The 18,097-nt window shown below is 72.7% G+C and carries 15 protein-coding genes; 8 read left to right on the top strand and 7 right to left on the bottom strand.

Translation table 11 applies throughout. The annotated features are described in order from the left end of the window. Positions 1-611: 611 nt before the first annotated feature. Positions 612-1,772, top strand: a complete 1,161-nt coding sequence (locus ACZ7BZ_RS22225; RefSeq protein WP_380455673.1) for a glycine amidinotransferase — start codon at positions 612-614, stop codon at positions 1,770-1,772. 68 nt (positions 1,773-1,840) lie between these two features. Here ACZ7BZ_RS22225 and dpgD read toward each other — a convergent pair whose 3' ends face one another. After that, positions 1,841-2,689 carry an enoyl-CoA-hydratase DpgD gene (gene dpgD, locus ACZ7BZ_RS22220; protein ID WP_470359792.1) on the bottom strand — a complete coding sequence of 283 codons (849 nt, stop codon included), beginning with the start codon at positions 2,687-2,689 and terminating at the stop codon, positions 1,841-1,843. Positions 2,690-2,829: 140 nt separating this feature from the next. Here dpgD and dpgA point away from each other — a divergent pair, with 140 nt between their 5' ends. From dpgA to ACZ7BZ_RS22185, 7 genes are read left to right on the top strand one after another with little or no spacing between them, the layout of a single operon-like run. After that, positions 2,830-3,909 (top strand): 3,5-dihydroxyphenylacetyl-CoA synthase DpgA, encoded by a 1,080-nt coding sequence (gene dpgA, locus ACZ7BZ_RS22215; protein ID WP_470359970.1) that lies wholly within the window; start codon positions 2,830-2,832, stop codon positions 3,907-3,909. A 20-nt stretch (positions 3,910-3,929) separates the two neighbouring features. Next, a complete protein-coding gene (gene dpgB / locus ACZ7BZ_RS22210) occupies positions 3,930-4,658 on the top strand; it encodes an enoyl-CoA-hydratase DpgB (RefSeq protein ID WP_470359791.1) in 729 nt (242 codons plus the stop codon). Beyond that, positions 4,655-6,001 carry a (3,5-dihydroxyphenyl)acetyl-CoA 1,2-dioxygenase DpgC gene (gene dpgC, locus ACZ7BZ_RS22205; RefSeq protein WP_470359790.1) on the top strand — a complete coding sequence of 449 codons (1,347 nt, stop codon included), beginning with the start codon at positions 4,655-4,657 and terminating at the stop codon, positions 5,999-6,001. Before dpgB ends, dpgC begins: the two co-directional genes overlap by 4 nt. A gap of 8 nt (positions 6,002-6,009) precedes the next feature. Then, positions 6,010-7,302: an aminotransferase-like domain-containing protein gene (locus ACZ7BZ_RS22200; protein WP_470359789.1), complete on the top strand. Its 1,293-nt coding sequence runs from the start codon at positions 6,010-6,012 to the stop codon at positions 7,300-7,302. Beyond that, positions 7,299-8,501, top strand: a complete 1,203-nt coding sequence (locus ACZ7BZ_RS22195; RefSeq protein WP_470359788.1) for a cytochrome P450 — start codon at positions 7,299-7,301, stop codon at positions 8,499-8,501. Before ACZ7BZ_RS22200 ends, ACZ7BZ_RS22195 begins: the two co-directional genes overlap by 4 nt. Positions 8,502-8,546: 45 nt before the next feature. After that, the gene (locus ACZ7BZ_RS22190) at positions 8,547-8,744 is read left to right on the top strand and encodes a ferredoxin (protein WP_470359787.1); all 198 of its coding nucleotides are present in this window, start codon (positions 8,547-8,549) and stop codon (positions 8,742-8,744) included. A 34-nt stretch (positions 8,745-8,778) separates the two neighbouring features. Beyond that, positions 8,779-9,681: a hypothetical protein gene (locus ACZ7BZ_RS22185; protein ID WP_470359786.1), complete on the top strand. Its 903-nt coding sequence runs from the start codon at positions 8,779-8,781 to the stop codon at positions 9,679-9,681. Between the two features lie 69 nt (positions 9,682-9,750). On the opposite strand, the gene ACZ7BZ_RS22180 is transcribed toward ACZ7BZ_RS22185, so the two are convergent. The 6 genes from ACZ7BZ_RS22180 to nirB form a co-directional block, all read right to left on the bottom strand. Then, positions 9,751-11,655, bottom strand: a complete 1,905-nt coding sequence (locus ACZ7BZ_RS22180; protein WP_470359785.1) for a condensation domain-containing protein — start codon at positions 11,653-11,655, stop codon at positions 9,751-9,753. A 61-nt stretch (positions 11,656-11,716) separates the two neighbouring features. Next, positions 11,717-12,787 (bottom strand): LLM class flavin-dependent oxidoreductase, encoded by a 1,071-nt coding sequence (locus ACZ7BZ_RS22175; protein WP_470359784.1) that lies wholly within the window; start codon positions 12,785-12,787, stop codon positions 11,717-11,719. Between the two features lie 98 nt (positions 12,788-12,885). Then, complete coding sequence (locus tag ACZ7BZ_RS22170) at positions 12,886-13,632, bottom strand: O-methyltransferase (RefSeq protein WP_470359783.1); 747 nt, start codon at positions 13,630-13,632, stop codon at positions 12,886-12,888. Positions 13,633-13,809: 177 nt separating this feature from the next. Then, the gene (locus tag ACZ7BZ_RS22165) at positions 13,810-15,156 is read right to left on the bottom strand and encodes a nitrate/nitrite transporter (protein WP_470359782.1); all 1,347 of its coding nucleotides are present in this window, start codon (positions 15,154-15,156) and stop codon (positions 13,810-13,812) included. After that, complete coding sequence (nirD, locus tag ACZ7BZ_RS22160) at positions 15,153-15,557, bottom strand: nitrite reductase small subunit NirD (protein WP_470359781.1); 405 nt, start codon at positions 15,555-15,557, stop codon at positions 15,153-15,155. Before nirD ends, ACZ7BZ_RS22165 begins: the two co-directional genes overlap by 4 nt. After that, positions 15,554-18,091, bottom strand: a complete 2,538-nt coding sequence (gene nirB, locus ACZ7BZ_RS22155) for a nitrite reductase large subunit NirB (protein ID WP_470359969.1) — start codon at positions 18,089-18,091, stop codon at positions 15,554-15,556. Before nirB ends, nirD begins: the two co-directional genes overlap by 4 nt. Between the last annotated feature and the right edge of the window lie 6 nt (positions 18,092-18,097).

The following is an 18,097-nucleotide window of genomic DNA, read 5'->3' as shown; positions in this document are numbered from 1 at the left end:
TCGAAGTCGAGTCTTGCACATGTACAGCCAAGCCGTCAATCCCGAGATCCACAGCCACTCGGATGCCGCGACCCAGCTACCCCGAGCCTCTCCGACCTACCGATGCCAGGTCAATCCCCGTGCTCGAAAGGAGAGTTCAAGGGACTGCCGGCCGGGGCGACTGCTGTTCTGACGTAGCGTCAACTCACGGCGGGGTCGCCAATGATACCAAGATCATGAATTTCCGGCGGAGACTCCGCGAGCTTTTGGGTGAATCGCTCACAGGCGGAGAAACTCCCTTTGAACAACCAGGGGTTGACGAACGGTCTCGGCGCGGTGAAGTAATGGTGAGAGCGCGCATGACTGCGCACGCCCCCGGATCCCGGCACAGGTTGGCGGATTGTAGGCCCCGCTCTGGTCACGGCGACCCAAGTGTGCTTGCATGTCGAACTATCCAAGGTGCCAGAACCGCCCTGCCCCTGCGGGCCGGAGCCACCCCGCGGCTGCGTTGAGGATTCCCGCCGCCACGGTCGGCGCCCGTGACACATCCGGTGCCGGCGCACCCGCCCGGTCATCGATCACTGCTTCGAGTAAGCCATGTGCCAACGGATCCACCACTGGAGGAGCCTGCGATGCAGCTGAACACCTTCGACGAATGGTCGCCGCTCAGGGAAGTGATCGTCGGCTCCGCGCTGAACTACACCTCGCACGAGCGCGAGCTCTCGTTCGACCTGTTCTTCCACGACAACATCGCCAAGGACAACTCGTCACGCTCGGAGTGGTACTACCCCCGGCTGTCCGCCGCCGGCCGCGACGGGCAGGCCGCCAACTCCAGCCGCCAGCCGATCAAGCAGCGCTACGTGGACGAGTTGAACGAGGACCTGGACGGCATCGTCAAGGCCCTGGAGTCCCTGGACGTCACCGTCCACCGCCCGTTGGACGTCGACCCGACGACGGCCCGGGTCGAGACCCTGGCCTGGGAGGCGTCGGTCGTCCCGCCGCTGAACGTCCGGGACAACACCCTGATCGTGGGCGACGAGATCATCGAGACGCCCCCGATGATCCGCTCCCGCTACTTCGAGACCCAGTTCCTCACCCCGATCTTCAACGAGTACTTCCGCCAGGGCGCCCGGTGGACCGTCATGCCCCGGCCCTTGATGACCGACGCCTCCTTCGACCTCAGCTACGCCCGCACCAGCACCGTCGGCGGGCCCACCGAGCCGATCGCGGACCCGCAGCCCTCCCCGTACGACGTCGGCTTCGAGATGATGTTCGACGGCGCCCAGTGCCTCCGGCTCGGCCGCGACCTCGTGGTCAACATCTCCACCGCCAACCACGCGCTGGCCTGCGACTGGCTGGAGCGCCACCTGGAGGGCCGCTTCCGCATCCACCGGGTGCACCAGCTGAGCGACAGCCACATCGACAGCATGGTGCTGGCCCTGCGCCCCGGGACCCTGCTGGTCCGCTCGGAGAAGGTCGCCGAGAAGCTCCCCGAGGCGCTGCGCTCCTGGGACCTCATCGTCCCGCCGGCCCCCGAGGGCAACAACTTCCCGCAGTACGGCGACGACGACCTCATCCTCACCAGCCCGTTCATCGACCTGAACGTGCTCTCGGCCGGCCCGGACACCGTACTGGTCAACGAGGCCTGCCCGGAGCTGATGCGCAAGCTGGAACGGCACGGCTTCACCGTCGTACCGGTGCGGCACCGTCACCGGCGGCTGTTCGGCGGCGGGTTCCACTGCTTCACCCTCGACACGGTCCGCGACGGCGGCCCCGAAGACTACCTGAGCTGATGAGCCCGACGGCGTGCGACGGCGGACGGGCCGGCCGGGCAGGGCGGACCGAGCGGAGCGGCGGGGCCTCAGCGGGCCTGCCACCGGGGGTCGCGCTTCTCCACGAAGGCGAGCGGCCCCTCCTCGGCGTCCCGGCTGGCCATCCGCCGCTCCTCCCAGGGGTAGCGGGTGGCGAAGGCCGTCTCCAGCGGCATGGTGACGGACCTGCCGGCCGCCTCCTTGATCGCCCGCACCGAGAGCGGCGCGCACCGCAGGATGTCGGCCACCCAGCCGTCCACGCAGGCGTCGAGCTCGGCGGCCGGCACCACCTCGTTGACCAGCCCGAGTTCGTACGCCCGCCGGGCGTCCATCGGACGGCCGGTCAGCAGGTGGCCCATCGCCGTGCGCCACGGCAGCTGCCTGGTCAGCCGGAACACGCCGCCGGCGCCCGCCATCAGGCCGAGCCTGGCCTCGGGCAGGGCGAAGGTCGCGTCCTCGGAGGCGATCACCAGGTCGCAGGCCAGGGCGAGTTCGAAGCCGCCGCCCATCGCGTAGCCGCGGACCTTGGCGACCACCGGCTTGGCCAGCTCGAAGCGCTCCGTCAGCCTCGGCCAGCCCGGCTTGCCCCGGCTGCCGAAGGTGGCCGTCCCGGCGGTGCCGGACCGGACCCGCTCGGCCAGCTCCTTGAGGTCCTGGCCGACGGAGAAGGCGCGCTCCCCCGCGCCGGAGAGCACCGCCACCCACACCTCGTCATCGGCCTCGACCTCGTCCCAGACCGTCGCCAGCTCCTCGTGCATGCGCTGGTCCATGGCGTTCAGGACGCCTGGCCGGTCGAGGGTCACGCGGGCCACGTGGCCGTCCTTCTCGTACCGCACCCTCGGGTCGTCCGGGGTGCGCGCGGCAACCGAACCATCGCTGCTCCTGGATTCCTCTGACATGGCAGGGATCATAGCGGCGGCAACCACCGGATCCAATACCGGAATTCGGCCCGGAGGAGATTGATGTGAAACTCGCCGACAGGAGCGTCCGACCCAGTCCGGAATCCTTCGCCAGGAAAGCCCGGGTCACCTCGCCGAGAATCCTGGGCATCGGGACCGCGGTACCCGAGACCTCGTACACCCAGCGCGAACTGCTGGACATCTTCGCCATCACCGATCCACGGATCCGGTCGATATTCCTGAACAGCGCCATCGAGCGCCGCGGCCTCACCCTGCCGCCGCCGCTGCCGGACGGTTCGCGGGGCGTCGAGACCCAGGGGCAGCTGCTGGCCAAGCACGTCAGCAGCGGCATCACCATGGGCCGGCAGGCCGTCGAGGCCTGCCTCAAGGAGGCCGGCGCGACCCTCGCCGACCTCCGCTACCTGTGCTGCGTCACCTCGACGGGCTTCCTCACCCCGGGCTTCTCCGCGCTGCTGATCAAGGAGCTGGGCATCAGCCGGCACTGCTCCCGGCTGGACGTGGTCGGCATGGGGTGCAACGCGGGCCTCAACGGTCTGACGGCGGTGGCTGGTTGGGCCACCGCGCACCCCGGCGAGCTGGCCGTCATGGTGTGCATCGAGCCGTGCTCGGCCGCCTATGTGCTGGACGGGACGATGCGCTCCTCGGTGGTGAACAGCCTGTTCGGCGACGGCTCGGCCGCGGTCGCCCTGCTGGCCTCCGAACAGCCTGGCGACGAACGGCCGGTCGGTCAGGTTCCGGTCGATCGGGAGCCGGCCGGCCACCCGGCGCTGCTGCGCTTCTCCAGCTGCATCGTCCCGGAGGCCTCCGGCGCGATGCGCTACGACTGGGACGACGCCCAGGGGAAATTCAGTTTCTACCTCGACCCGGAAGTCCCCTACGTCGTCGGCGCGCACGCGGAGATATCGCTCGACCGGCTCCTACGCGGAACCGGACTGCGTCCCTCCGACATTTCCCACTGGGTGGTCCATTCCGGCGGGAAGAAGGTCATCGATTCGGTCCGGGTGAATCTCGGGCTGAGCCGCTGGGACGTCCGGCACACCACCGGGGTCCTGCGCGACCACGGAAACCTGTCCAGCGGCTCTTTCCTGTTCTCGTACGAACGCCTGGCGGCCGAGGGCCGCGCGAAGTCCGGTGAATTCGGCGTATTCATGACCATGGGCCCCGGATCGACCATCGAGATGGCCCTGGTGGGCTGGTGACGGAAGGAAGGACGGTCCGGATGAACGAGAACCCCGACCTCACACAACTGCCCGACGGGCTCGGCCTGATGGTGCGGGTCGACGGCACGCGGCCGCTGACCGACCTCACCGCCCTGCTGAACGCGGTCTGCGACGAGGTGGAGAACCGCGCCGAGAAGTCCGTCGTGGTGCTGCGGCTGGAACCCACCCCGGCCGACGTCCGGGCCTGGCCGGGCGCCGTCGCCATCCAGGAGGTCAACCGCTGGGAGCGGGCGGTGCGCCGGCTCGAACGCCTCACCGCGATGACCATCGCCGCCGCCCGCGGCGCCTGCGGCGGCCCCGCCCTGGACCTCCTGTTGGCCGCCGACTTCCGGATCGGCGCCCCGGACCTGCTGCTGATGCTGCCCGTCAACGACGGCCACTTCTGGCCCGGCATGTCGGTCTACCGGCTGGTCCAGCACCTGGGCCTCGCCAAGGCCCGGCAGATCGTCATCTGGGGCAACGACATCTCGGTCGACAAGACCCTGGAACTCGGCCTGATCGACCAGATCAGCGAGGACGTCGCCGAGGCCGTGCACACCGCGACCGTGCTGATGGGCCGGATCTCGGACCAGGAGCTGACCATCCGCCGCCTGCTGCTGCTGGAGGCCGGCTCCGCCGACTACGACGACGCCGTGGGCGTGCACCTGGCCGCCTGCGACCGCGAACTGCGCAGGCTGCAGCAGGGCGCCGCCCCCGCCCCCGGAACGCCGAGGAGCGGCCGGCGATGACCGCCACCCCGCCGGCCGGCCCGGACCAGGCCCCGCCCGCCCCCACCGGCGACCTCGCCGAGGACGCCACCGCCCTGGCCCGGTACGCCCGGGCCGGCGAGGAGGTGCTCGCCGCGCTCCCGGCCCGGCCCGGGCGCAGCGCGGCCCAGCAGCACCGCGCCGACGCCGTCCACACCGCCGTCCGGGCCGCCCGCCGGGCCTTCCTCGCCCGGCACACCGACGCGGTGTACAGCCTGCTCACCGACGGCCTGACCCGCCGCCCACGGCTGCCCGAACTCCTCGACGCCGCCGCCGGGCGCTTCCCCGGGCTCGTCCCGGACGGCGCCCAGCTGGCCGCCGAACGGGATCGCATCCAGGCGGACAAGGAGGGCCGGGAGATCGACCAGGGCGTCTTCTGCGCCGCCGTGCTGCGCTCCCGCACGGCGGGCCGGCACCTGATCGAGTCCATGCTGGCGCCCACCCCGCGCGCCCTCGACCTGCTGGACGGCTTCCGGGCCAAGGGGCGCGCCGACCTCGACTCCGTGGTGGTCGAGCGCCGGGACGCGGCCGCGCACGTGACCTTCCACAACGCCCACTGCCTGAACGCCGAGGACAACGGGCTGATCGCGGACGTCGAGACCGCCGTCGACCTCGCCCTGCTGGACGACCGGGTCCGGGTCGGGGTACTGCGCGGCGGCCCGGTCGACCACCCGAGGTACCGGGGCCGGCGGGTGTTCAGCGCGGGCATCAACCTCAAGGACCTGCGCAACGGTGCCATCTCCTTCGTCGACTTCCTGCTCGGCCGGGAGCTGGGCTACCTCCACAAGATCGCCCGCGGGCTGCTCACCGACCAGGCACCCGGCGCCTGGTCGGACCGTACGGTCGCCAAGCCGTGGGTCGGCGCGGTCGACTCCTTCGCCATCGGCGGCGGGATGCAGCTGCTGCTGGTCCTCGACCGGGTGATCGCCGAGACCGACGCCCACCTAAGCCTCCCCGCCGCCGAGGAGGGCATCGTCCCGGGGCTGGGCAACCTCCGGCTCACCCGGCTCACCGGCGGGCGGCTGGCCCGGCAGGTGATCCTCGGCGGGCACCGGATCCACGCCACCGACCCGGAGGCCCGGCTGCTCTGCGACGAGGTGGTCCCCGCCGGGGGCGTGGACGAGGCCGTCGAGCGCGCCGTACGGGAGCTGGCCGCCCCCGCCGTGGCCGCCAACCGGCGGATGCTCAACCTGGCCGAGGAGCCGCTCGACCTCTACCGCGAGTACCTGGCCGAGTTCGCCGTCGCCCAGGTGGAACGGGCCTACAGCCCGGATGTCCTCGCCAAGGTGGAGCGCCGCTGGCAGCGCTCTGCGGCCAGGGGGTGAGCCACGACATGGTGCGACTGGCCGCCGCCGAGCTGCACGCCTCGCTCCGGGAGCCGGTGCTCGGCTCGATCGGCTTCCTCAACGAGGTGATGAGCCGCTACCCGGATGCCATCTCCTTCGCCCCCGGCGCCCCCCACCCGGAGCTGCTGCGCGACCTCGCCCCCGAACGCTACGTCGAGCGCTTCCTGGACCACCTCGTCCGGGACCGCGGCCACAGCCCGGAGCGCGCCCGCCGACTGCTCTACGAGTACGGGCCCAGCCGCGGCCTGGTCAACGGCATCGTCGCCGACGCGCTCCGCCGCGACCAGGGCATCGACGCCGCCGAGGCGGCCGTGGTGGTGACCGTCGGCGCCCAGGAGGCCATGTTCCTGGTGCTGCGGGCGCTGTTCGCCGGCCCGGCCGACCTGCTGGCCGTCGCCAACCCGTGCTTCGTCGGCATCACCGGCGCCGCCCGGCTGCTGGGCGTCGACCTCGTCCCGGTGGACGAGACCCCGCTCGGCATCGACCTCGACGCCCTGGCGGCCGAGTGCCGGGCCGCCCGCCGGGCCGGGCGGCGGATCCGGGCCTGCTACGTGGCGCCCGACTTCTCCAACCCGGGCGGCAGCCGGATGCCGCTCCCGGTCCGCCACCGGCTGCTCGAACTCGCCGACCGCGAGGACTTCCTGGTGCTGGAGGACAACGCCTACGGCTTCACCGCCGCCCCGGGGGCGGAACTGCCGCCGCTGAAGGCGCTCGACCGGGACCGCCGGGTGGTGCACATCGGCACCTTCGCCAAGGTGTGCTTCCCCGGCGCCCGGGTCGGCTACGTGGTCGCCGACCAACCGGTGGCCGACGCGGACGGCTCCCGGAGCCTGCTGGCGGACGAACTCGCGGCCGCCAAGAGCATGGTCACCGTCAACACCTCCCCGGTCTGCCAGGCGATCATCGGCGGAATGCTGCTCGAACACGGCGGCTCGCTGGTGGAGTTGAGCCGGCACAAGGCCGCGCTCTACCAGCGCAACCTGACCCACCTCGCCGAGGCGCTGGACCGGCACCTCGCCGGGCCGCTGCCGGCCGGGATCAGCTGGACCCGGCCCGAGGGCGGGTTCTTCCTGCGCATGACGCTGCCGGTGCCGGCCGACACCGCCCTGCTGGAGGTCTCGGCGGCCGACTACGGCGTGTTGTGGACCCCGATGGCCCAGTTCCACCTCCGCGGCGGCGGCGACCGCCAGCTGCGGCTCTCCTGCAGCTATCTCGATCCCGGGCAGATCGAGACCGGCGTGCAGCGGCTGGCCGAGTTCCTGAGGAAGGAGATCCGATGACGCGTCCGACCGTCCTGCCCCCGATGCTGCCCACCGTGCGCGCCCGCCCGTTCGACCCGCCGGAGGAGCTGGCCGGGGACCGCGAGAACGAGCCGATCCGCCCGCTGCGCTACCCGGACGGCCACATCGGCTGGCTGGTCACCAGCCACGCCCTGGCCCGCAGCGTGCTGGCCGACCCCCGGTTCAGCGCCCGCTCCGAGTTCAAGCGGGCCCCGGTGGCCCGGCCCAGCGCCGACCCGTTCTACGGCCGCGCCGCCCTGCCCGGCTGGCTGGTCGACATGGACGCCCCCGAGCACACCAGGATCCGCCAGCGGCTGGCCGGCCGGTTCACCGCCCGCAAGATGAAGGACCTGCGGCCGCAGCTGGCGCGGGTCGTCGACGAACACCTCACCGCCATGGCCGAGTCGACGCCACCCACCGACCTGGTCGAGCAGTTCGCGCTGCCCGTCCCCTCGCTGGCGATCTGCGAACTCCTCGGGGTGCCCTACGCCGAGCGGGCCGCCTTCCAGCGCAACAGCGCGACCCTGTTCAGCCTGGACGCCTCCGAGGCGCAGGCCGCCCTGGCGATGGACCAGCTGGACTCCTTCCTTCGCGAGCTCACCGAGCACAAGCGCGGCCGCCCGGACGACGGCCTGCTCAGCGCCCTCGTCGCCGACGGCACCCTGAGCACCGAGGAGATCGCCGGCGTCGGCGTCCTGCTGCTCACCGCCGGGCACGAGACCACGGCGAGTTCGCTCAGCCTGGGCGCCTTCGCCCTGCTGTCGCACCCCGAGCAGCTGGCCGCGCTCACCGGGGACCCGTCGCTGGCCGACAACGCGGTGGAGGAACTGCTGCGCTACCTGACGATCTTCCACTTCGGGGTGCCGCGCACCCCGCTGGAGGACGTCGAGCTGGCCGGCCGCACGCTCCGGGCCGGGGAGTCGGTCACCGTCTCGCTGTCGGCGGCCAACCGGGACCCGGCGCAGTTCGCCGACCCGGACCGGCTGGACCTCACCCGCCGGGCCACCGGCCATCTGGCCTTCGGGTACGGGATCCACCAGTGCCTGGGCCAGAACCTGGCCCGGGTCGAGATGCGGATCGCCCTCCCCGCCCTGTTCCGGCGCTTGCCCCGACTCGCCCTGGCCGTCCCGCCGGAGGAGGTGCCGCTCTCCACCGACATGGGTTTCTACGGGGTGCACCGGCTGCCGGTCACCTGGTAGCCCGCAGCCGCGTAAGCCCGCAACCCGCAACCGCGAGGAGGAAACGTGCACCTCACCGTCGACACCGGGGTCTGTGTCGGGTCCGGGCAGTGCGCCCTGGCCATGCCCGAGGTCTTCGACCAGGACGACGCGGACGGCACGGTCGTCCTGCTGGACGCCCAGCCGGCCCCGGAGCTGCACGACGCCGTCCGCGACGCCGTCAGGAGCTGTCCCGTCCAGGCCGTCTCGGCCAACGAGCAGTGATACCCGGCAGTGACACCGAGCAGTGAGGGGAACCATGCCCGGCACCACCATCTCGGCCATCGGCCACGCCTGCGGCGAGGCCCGCAAGGTGTCGGAACTGGCCGGGACGACGACCACCGACCTCGGTCCGCTGATCGCGGAGATCGTCCACTTCCGGGAGAGCCGGCAGGAGATCTGGGAGCTGGCGGTGGCGGCCGCCGAACAAAGCCTGGCCGCCACCTCCGGCCCGCCCGACCTGGTGCTCTACGTCAGCGAGAACGACCCCGACACCACCGGCTCGCTGGCCCGGATCGCCGACCGGCTCGGCCTGGCCTCGGTGGAGCACCTGGCGCTGTCCGGGCAGGACTGCGGCAACCTCGTCCCGGCCGTCCGGGCGGCCTCCGACGCGCTGGCCGCGGGCCGCTGCGAACGCGTCCTGCTGGTGCTCGCGGACCGGACGGCGGACCGGCACCGGATCATGGCCAGCGGCCTGTCGGTGTTCAGCGACGGCGCGGCCGCCTGCGTGCTCACCGCCGGTCCCGAGCCGGCCGGCCCCCGGTTCCGGGTGGCGGCCACCGGCACCCGGACGGCGGTGCGGCCGGCCGGAGTCGGCCCCGCCGAGGACGGCGTCCTCGGCACCGTCCGACTCGCCTCGGAGGGTGTCGCCGCCCTGCTGGACGGGCTCGACCGCGGCCGCGAGGACTTCCGGCACGTGGTGCTGCCCAACTACCGCCCGGCGGCGCAGAAGTTCCTGCTCGCGGCGATGAAGCTACCCGCGGACCGGCTGCTGCTCGGCCCGGTCACCGAACTCGGGCACTGCTTCTCGGCCGACGTCCTGATCACCCTGCAACGGCGTGCCGCAGCTGGCGAACTCGCACCGGGCGAGCGCCTGTTGGCCTCGGTGAGCGGGCCCTACTCCTGGTCCACGATGGCGCTGGAGTACGCCGACGGACAGTAGGCCCCGCCCGGTGTCCGACCGGCCTCGAACTCCCCACCGGAAAACGGGAGTTCGAGGCCTTTGCAGGCCCTACAGCGGGTGCCCCCGCGACTCCCGGACCAGCGCCCGGGCGATCGCGCGCAGGGTGCACGGCGAGTCGAAGTGCCAGCGCCGCAGACCGGTCAGGCCGCGGCGGCGCAGGCTCTCCACCACCGAGGGAGCCAGGATGGCCCGGCCGCCGGCCCCCGTGTAGGTGAGCGCCAGGGTGGCCGGTTCGAGGCCCTGGGTCTCCCGCAGGGCGGCGAGCAGCTCGCGCTCCGGCTCGGTCTCCGCCGCCAGCACCGGCAGCGCGTGGCTCGGCACCCAGTCGGCGCCCTCGGCCAGGTCCGGCAGGCCGCGCCCGGCGGCCCGGCCCTTGGAGGCGTCGGTGAGCCGGTAGCGGTGCGGGGCGACCAGGTCGACGGCGTCGTGCAGCAGGGCCAGCACGTGCTCGTGCACGTCGAACAGGCAGACCGACTCGTCCAGGGCCAGCTGCGCCACGATCTCGTCGGCCTCCACCGACACCTCGGCGTCCAGCACGCCCGGGACGGCGCCGACCGCACGGCCGACGGCGTCCAGGTCGACCCAGGCGCCCTGGACCAGCAGGGCGTCCGGGTCCAGCCGGTAGCCCTCGGGCAGGATCGCGCGGGCGCTCGCCAGCGGCGCGTCCGGCTGCTCGTCGATCAACCGGATGAACCGGGGCAGCAGGTCACCCATGGTGTGGATGAGCGGTGCGGGGAACATCACGGTGTCGATGTCGAAGTCGACCGAGACCGTGGTGTCGTCGACGTAGAGCCACAGGGCGGTGGTCCAGTGGTTGTCGTCCGGCCGCCACTCGTCGGTGCGAGTGATCTCCACGGGCGTGTCGGCGGCCTCGCCGTCCGGGGCGTTCTCCCCGGGCTGGGAGGGCCCCTGGAAGTTGAAGTACAGCCCCCGGACGGTCGCCACCCCGCGCCGCTCCGCGAGGCGCGCCCGGGAGTCCAGCGAGCGCATGCCCAGGCGCAGGTCCTCGGCGTAGACCCGCAGCAGGGTGGCGGAGGCGTCGGCCAGCGACTCGGCGAAGGTCCGGTCCTCGGCGAAGTCCAGTACCACCTCGACCGTCCGGGCGAGGTCGTCGATGCTGTCGTCGGTGGGCAGCCGGTGGCCGGCGGCGTTGCCGAACATGATCCGGGGGATCCCGGAGTGGCGCGAGAACAGCCAGCCGAGGGCGTGCATCAGGACCATCGCCCGGGACACCCGGTGCCGCCGGCAGATCCGGTCGATGACCGGCAGCAGTCCGGCGTACTCGGTCGAGGAGATCACGAACCGCGGGCCGGTCGTCTCCCGTTCCGCGGCGGGCACCAGCAGTTGGGGCACCAGGCCGCGCGGGTCGGGGCTGTGGTCCTCCCGCTCGGGCGCGTGCGAGTGCACCGAGTCGCCGGTCGCCCGGTCGATCGGGTGGGTGATCCGCAGCCGCGGCTCCTCGGCGCCCCGGCAGAGCGCCAGGAACTGCTCCCGGAGGTTCTGGGTGCCCGAGCCGTCGACGATGACGTGCTCGAAGACCAGGGCCAGCACCCGGACTTCGCCGTTCTCCACGAACAGCCGGGCCGACCAGGGCGGCCGCATCAGGATCGAGCCGCCGAGCAGCGGGTGCACCCCGGCCAGGTCGCCGAACTCCTCCAGGGTGTCCAACTCGGCGACGGACACCGGCAGTCGCAGGCCCTCCGGGGCGTAGACGAGCTGCACCGGCAGGTTGTCCGGGCCCAGGGCGATCGCGGTGCGCAGGCTCTCGTGCCGTTCCACCAGCACCGTCAGGGCCTCGGTCGCCGTGTCGACGGAGATCCCGGGCGGGAGGTCCCACCGCTTGGACCAGGCGACGTCGAACGCACCCTGCTCCCGCCAGTAGATCCGCAGCCACCAGCGGGTCTGCAACGTGGTGAGGGGGCCGCTTCGCTCCACCAGACTCAACTTCTCCACACCTCCATGAACCGTTCGCGGGGCGCGGCCCCGGTCGGGCCCGCCTTCGGCCGGACAGGGCCTAGGACTCCGGCGTGCCGATGTGCCGCCGTGCCGCCCGGATCGCGGCGTTGACGTCGTCGTAGTCGTCCTCGTAACTGCCGTTCAGCAGGACGTGGCCCACGCCCGCGCGCAGGTAGTCGGCGAGCCCGGCACCCACCTCCTGGTAGCCCCCGACCAGGAAGGGCGCGCTGGCCCGGCCGCTGCGGAAGGCCCCCAGCCAGTACGGGTCCGGGGCGGAGCCGTCGGCCTGCTGCACCTGCACCGGCTCCCACCCCGGCTCCTGCTCCTCGGCCACCGCGTGCACGGCCAGCTGCCGCGACCACGCGTTCTGCGAGATGGTCTTGAGCAGCGTCTCCTGTCGGCCCTGCCAGGACTCCGGGAACCGCTTGCCGGCCGTCGCCCAGGCCTCCTCCGCCGCGGGCTTGGCCAGGATGCCGATCCGGATCCCGATCTCTCCGGTGTAGCCGTCGGCCAGCAGCGGCCGCAGGAAGGTCTCCTCCCACTCCGGGAAGCGCGCCGGGTGGGTGACCACCACGTCGGCGATCTCCCGGGCCACACCGAGGCTGGCGGGCGAGGAGCCGGCCACGAACAGCTTGCAGCGGGACAGCGCGTCGGGCCTCGGCTCCAGGCTGAACCGCTCGAAGGCGTAGTAGCTGCCCCGGCCGTCGACTTCCTCGCCCTGCAGCAGCGCTCGCAGCACCCGGCCGTACTCGCGCATCCGATCGTAGCGCTCGTCGTGGGTCAAGTGGTCTCCGGTGCGCCGCAGTTCGTCGTCGCGGGCGCCGGCCACCAGGTTGAAGTGCACCGGGCGGCCGTACAGCGCGGCGTACGCCGCCGCCATGGCCGCGGCGGTGTGCGGGGGCACCGAGGCCGGCTGGACGGCGATCAGCGGGACGAGTCCGCTGGTGACCGACCCCAGGTAGCCGGCCACCAGCCAGGGGTCCACCTCGTGGAGGTTGTGCGGAACGAGGATGCCGCCCCAGCCCGCGCGCTCGCAGGCCGTGGCGGTCTCCCGCACGCGGGTGAGGAAGTCCTGGTCGAGCACCTGGTGCTCGCTCGCCGATTCCGGAGTGACCGAGTAGAGCTGCACGATCGCCGCCTTCGATGCCGTCCGCGGAACCGTTTCCCGCGGTTCAGGGTGGTCACCATGGTTGGCCGCGGGCCTGGGCGGCCCCGAACGGCCGGACGTCAGCCGATGCCGAGGACGCCGGTCGGGTCGTTGCTGCTGCCCTGCGGCCGGAGGTCCTCCGGGTCCACGTAGTCGCGGATGCGGCGGATCAGGGTGGTGCTGTTCTGGCCGAAGCGGTGCGGCTCACGGAGGTTGGTGATCTCCAGCCGGCCGCCCTCGCGGCCGCGCAGGGACTCCAGGTAGCGCAGCACCGCGCGCCCCTCCGGGTAGGCCATCAGGTAGTGGGCGGCGAACAGTCCGCCGGCCGGGTTGACGAGGTCCCAGTACTCGCGGACGAAGGCGAGGGTGTCCCAGGTGTCGATCCAGGCGAAGTCGACCAGGCCGAAGGCGTCCCGGACCTTGTCGGCCGAGCCGCGCAGGTCGCCCTCGATGATCCGGCAGACCCCGGAGAGCTGGAGCTCGTCCATGACCTTGAGCGCCCGGGGGGCGGAGGAGGTCGGGTCGGTCATCCGGTCGATGCAGATGAGCTGGGGCTCGTACGGCTCGTCGTAGTAGGCGGTGTGGGCGAGCGGCTGGACCTCGGCCGCTTCCGGGGTACCGAGCAGCGCCCGCTCCGCCTCCCAGGACTCCTTGTTGTCCTGGAGGGCCTTGGCCAGGAACGGGGTGGTGTATCCCATGCCCACTTCCAGGACGCGCTGCGGCCGCAGCGTCCGGATCAGCCAGTAGAGCAGCGGGGCGGTGGAGTCGGTTCCCATCTCGGGGACGTGGAGGGACTTCACGGTCGCGGCGAACGCGTCATCAATCATGCAACACCTACCGTCGGTTGCCCTGTTCGGGGGGAGGGAGTGAGGTGGATTGACCTTCGGACTGTAGCAGCCCTCCCAGGCCCCCCGAGGGCGGGAACCGTACGCTTGGTTCACATACGGCTTGTTCGGGTCACATCAAGCCGAATTGACATCTCGTCAGGACATTCGGCCAACCCGTCACACCCGCACCGACGGCCGGAGCCACACCGCCCAGGTCAGCGCCGAGCACACCAAGTAGGCCGCCAGGAAAGCGAGATACGCGGTGTCACCGTTGTGACTGGAGAGGAAGGACTGCCGGAAGGCCAGGTTCACCAGCACCCCGCCGAACGCCCCGACCGCGCCCGCCAGCCCGATCAGCGCCGCCGACCGCCGGCGTGCGTCGGCCTCGGCGGTCGCCGGATCGGCGCCCGCCGCCACCGCGCGCCGGGCGACGCCGCGGTAGTGCGCCGGGATCATCTTGTACGTCGAGCCGTTGCCGATCCCGCTGAGCACGAACAGCGCGATGAACCCGCCCAGGAACAGCGGCAGGGAGCCCGCCCGGGAGGCCGCCAGCACCAGCGCCGTCCCGGCGCCCATGGCCACGAAGGTCGCCAGCGTCACCCGGGCACCGCCGAACCGGTCGGCCAGCCGCCCGCCCACCGGCCGCAGCAGCGAGCCCAGCAGCGGCCCGAGGAAGGTCAGCGCGGCAGCCTTGACCGGGGTGTCGAAGTGCTGGTGGAACTGCACCTGCAGCACCTGGCCGAAGGCGAACCCGAAGCCGATGAAGGAGCCGAAGGTGCCGATGTACAGCGCGGAGACGGCCCAGCCGTACGGATCCCGGGCGACCTCGCGCAGGGCCCGCCCCGCGCCCCGGCCGTGCGCGGACGCCGGCAGGTCGTCCATCCGCCACCAGGCCCCGGCCGCCGCCGCCACGATCAGCGGCAGGTAGACCAGCGGCAGCAGCCGGGGGTGGGCGGCGCCCGCGGTGGCCAGCACCAGCAGCCCGAGCAGCTGAACGGCGGGGACACCGAGGTTGCCGCCGCCCGCGTTGACGCCCAGCGCCCAGCCCTTCAGCCGGTGCGGGTAGAAGGCGTTGATGTTGGCCATCGAGGAGGCGAAGTTGCCGCCCCCGACGCCCGCCACGCAGGCGACCGCCAGCAGCGTGCCGTAGGAGACGCCCGGCTCCAGCACCACGGCCGCCAGCGCCGTCGGCACCAGCAGCAGCAGGGCGCTCACCACCGTCCAGGTGCGGCCGCCGAAGCGGGCCACCGCGAAGGTGTACGGCAGCCGCAGCAGGGCGCCGAGCGCGGTGGGCAGGGCGGTGAGGGTGAACTTGCCCGCGGTGTCGATGTGGTACTCGGGCCCGAGGAAGAGCACCAGCACCGACCACAGGCTCCACACCGAGAAGCCGATGTGCTCGGAGAGGACGGAGAGGACCAGGTTGCGGCGGGCGATCCGGGCGCCGGTGCGGGCCCAGAACTCCTCGTCCTCCGGGTCCCAGTCGGCGAGCGGGGAGGGCGTTCTGGTGGCGACCGCGGTGGTCATGCCGCCGCCTCCTCTTCGAGCGCCTCGCCGTCGACGGCGTTCCCGTAGACGGCCTTCCCGTCGAGAGCCCGGACCGGCCAGCGGCGCAGCACGGCCGGGGCGCCGTCGGGGGCGGTGTCCTCGTCCAGGCAGCGCCCGTCGGTGAGGTCGTACACCTGCTTGTACATCGGCGAGATGAGGGTCGGCCGGTCGCCGCGGCTGCCGAGCAGGCCGCGGGAGAGCACCGGGGCGCCGCTGAACGGGTCCAGGTTGTCGACCGCGTACAGCTCCCCGGAGCGGCCGCGGAACAGCGCGACCTGCCCGGCGTCGGGGAGCAACACGGCTACGCCGCGGCCGGGTTGGAGGTCGGTGAGGGCGCAGACGGTGCGCCAGTGGCTGCCGTCGTGGATCTGTACGGTCACGGGGTGAGCACCTCCGGTCGGGGCCCGGCGATCAGCACCGGGGCGTTGAGGGGGCGGCCGGCCTCGCCGGGGCGGGCGGGGCGGATCTGGCCGCGTTCGGGGACGAAGGTCACGGCGGGGTCGGGGGTGCCGGGGGCGTTGACGAAGGAGGCGAAGCGGCGCATCCGCTCCGGGTCGGCCAGGGTTTCGGCCCATTCATCCCGGTAACCGCTGATGTGACGCTCCATCAGTTCATCCAGTTCGGCGGCGATGCCGAGCGAGTCGTCCAGCACCACGGCCCGCAGGTGGTCGAGTCCGCCCTCCAGCCGCTCCAGCCAGACCGAGGTGCGCTCCAGCCGGTCGGCGGTGCGGATGTAGAACATCAGGTAGCGGTCGATGGTGCGGATGAGCGTGTCGCGGTCGAGGTCGGCGGCCAGCAGGTCGGCGTGCCGGGGGGTCATGCCGCCGTTGCCGCCCACGTAGAGGTTCCAGCCGGCCGAGGTGGCGATGATGCCGAAGTCCTTGCTCTGCGCCTCCGCGCACTCCCGGGCGCAGCCGGAGACGGCGGCCTTGAGCTTGTGTGGGGAGCGCAACCCCCGGTAGCGCAGCTCCAGTTCGATGGCGAGGGTGGTGGAGTCCTGGACGCCGAAGCGGCACCAGGTCTCGCCGACGCAGGACTTCACGGTGCGCAGCGACTTGCCGTAGGCGTGCCCGGACTCGAAGCCGGCGTCGACCAGCTTGCGCCAGATGACCGGGAGTTGGTCGACGGTGGCGCCGAACATGTCGATCCGCTGACCGCCGGTGATCTTGGTGTAGAGGCCGTGGTCGCGGGCGATCTCGCCGATCGTGATCAGGCCCTCGGGGGTGATCTCGCCGCCGGGCACCCGGGGAACCACCGAGTAGGAGCCGTTGCGCTGGAGGTTGGCCAGGAAGTGGTCGTTGGAGTCCTGGAGGGCACCCTGTTCGCCGTCCAGGATGTGGCCGTTGCCGAGGCTGGCCAGGATGGAGGCGACGGTCGGCTTGCAGACCTCGCAGCCCTCGCCGCCGGTGCCGTGCTTGGCCAGCAGTTCGGAGAAGCTCGCCAGCCCGGTGACCCGGACGATCTCGTACAACTCGGCGCGACTGTGGGCGAAGTGCTCGCACAGGCCCTGGACGGTGGCGACCCCGGCGGCCTCCAGCTCCTCCTTGACGACGGTGCCCAGCTGCTTGAGGCAGCTGCCGCAGCCGGTGCCGGCCCGGGTGCACTTCTTGACGGCGGCGACGCTGTCGGCGCCCTGCTCGCGGACGGCGGCCCGGACGGCGCCCTGGGTGACGTTGTGGCAGGAGCAGAGCACCGCCTCGTCGGGCAGCGCGACCGGCCCGGCGGAGGCGAACCCGGCCGGCAGCACCAGCTGTTCGGGGGCGACGGTGAGGGGCTTCCCGGCGACGGCGAGCGGGCGCAGCGCACCGTAGCCCTCGGTGTCGCCGACCAGGACGCCGCCGAGCAGCGCGCCGTCGGCGCCGATCACCAGCTTGCGGTAGACGCCGCTGCGACTGTCGCTGTACAGCACGTCGAGCGCGCCCTCGGCGCTGCCGTGCGGGTCGCCGAAGCTGGCGACGTCCACGCCGAGCAGCTTGAGCTTGGTGGAGGTGTCGGCGCCGGTGAAGCCCCCGCCCTGCTGCTCGGCGATGGTGCGGGCCGCCGTCTCGGCCATCTGGTAGCCAGGGGCGACCAGCCCGTACACCCGGCCGTCGACGGCCTGGGCGCACTCGCCGATGGCGAGGACGGCCGGGTCCTCGGTGCGGCAGTGGGCGTCGACCACGATGCCGCCGCGCTGGCCGACCGGCAGTGCGCAGTCCCGGGCGAGCTGGTCGCGGGCGCGCACCCCGGCGGAGAAGACCACCAGGTCGGCGGGGAGTTCCCGGCCGTCGGAGAGGGCGAGGCCGCGCACCCGGCCGTCCGGGCCGGTGAGCACCCCGCTGGCGCCGGCGCCGGTGTGGACGGTGACGCCCAGCTCCTCGATCTTGCGGCGCAGCGCGGCGCCGCCGCCGTCGTCCACCTGGACGGCCATCAGCCGGGGCGCGAACTCGACCACGTGGGTGGCCAGTCCGCCGGCCCGCAGGGCGCCGGCCGCCTCCAGGCCGAGCAGTCCGCCGCCGACCACCACGCCGGTGGCGGCGTCGGCGGCCTGGGCACGGATCGCGTCGACGTCCTCGATGGTGCGGTAGACGTGGCAGCCGGGCGCGTCGGTGCCGGGCACCGGCGGCACGAAGGGCACCGAGCCGGTGGCCAGCACCAGGACGTCGTACCGGACTTCGGAGCCCGACCGGGTGGTGACGGTGCGGCCGGCCCGGTCGATGGTGGCGACCGGGTCGCCGAGCCGCAGGTCGATGCCGTGCTCGGCGAGGAAGCCGGACGGGCAGAGCTCCAGGTCCTCGGGCGTGCTGCCGGAGAACAGCGAGCTGAGGTGGACCCGGTCGTAGGCGGGCCGGGGCTCCTCGGCGAGCACGGTGACCCGCCAGCCGCGGGCGGCCGGCTGCTCGCTCCAGGCCTCCAGGAAGCGCTGGCCGACCATGCCGTG

This window comes from Kitasatospora sp. NPDC036934, from assembly GCF_055608425.1.
The sequence above is the reverse complement of the archived record's forward strand: the minus strand, read 5'-3'. Positions and strand labels throughout refer to the sequence as shown.

What these genes read in the sequence shown, in the direction of transcription:
- ACZ7BZ_RS22225 (WP_380455673.1), top strand. Translation starts at nt 612, where the DNA reads ATGCAGCTGAACACCTTCGACGAATGGTCGCCGCTCAGGGAAGTGATC.
- dpgD (WP_470359792.1), bottom strand. Translation starts at nt 2,689, where the DNA reads ATGTCAGAGGAATCCAGGAGCAGCGATGGTTCGGTTGCCGCGCGCACC.
- dpgB (WP_470359791.1), top strand. Translation starts at nt 3,930, where the DNA reads ATGAACGAGAACCCCGACCTCACACAACTGCCCGACGGGCTCGGCCTG.
- dpgC (WP_470359790.1), top strand. Translation starts at nt 4,655, where the DNA reads ATGACCGCCACCCCGCCGGCCGGCCCGGACCAGGCCCCGCCCGCCCCC.
- ACZ7BZ_RS22200 (WP_470359789.1), top strand. Translation starts at nt 6,010, where the DNA reads ATGGTGCGACTGGCCGCCGCCGAGCTGCACGCCTCGCTCCGGGAGCCG.
- ACZ7BZ_RS22195 (WP_470359788.1), top strand. Translation starts at nt 7,299, where the DNA reads ATGACGCGTCCGACCGTCCTGCCCCCGATGCTGCCCACCGTGCGCGCC.
- ACZ7BZ_RS22185 (WP_470359786.1), top strand. Translation starts at nt 8,779, where the DNA reads ATGCCCGGCACCACCATCTCGGCCATCGGCCACGCCTGCGGCGAGGCC.
- ACZ7BZ_RS22170 (WP_470359783.1), bottom strand. Translation starts at nt 13,632, where the DNA reads ATGATTGATGACGCGTTCGCCGCGACCGTGAAGTCCCTCCACGTCCCC.
- ACZ7BZ_RS22165 (WP_470359782.1), bottom strand. Translation starts at nt 15,156, where the DNA reads ATGACCACCGCGGTCGCCACCAGAACGCCCTCCCCGCTCGCCGACTGG.
- nirB (WP_470359969.1), bottom strand. Translation starts at nt 18,091, where the DNA reads ATGGTCGGCCAGCGCTTCCTGGAGGCCTGGAGCGAGCAGCCGGCCGCC.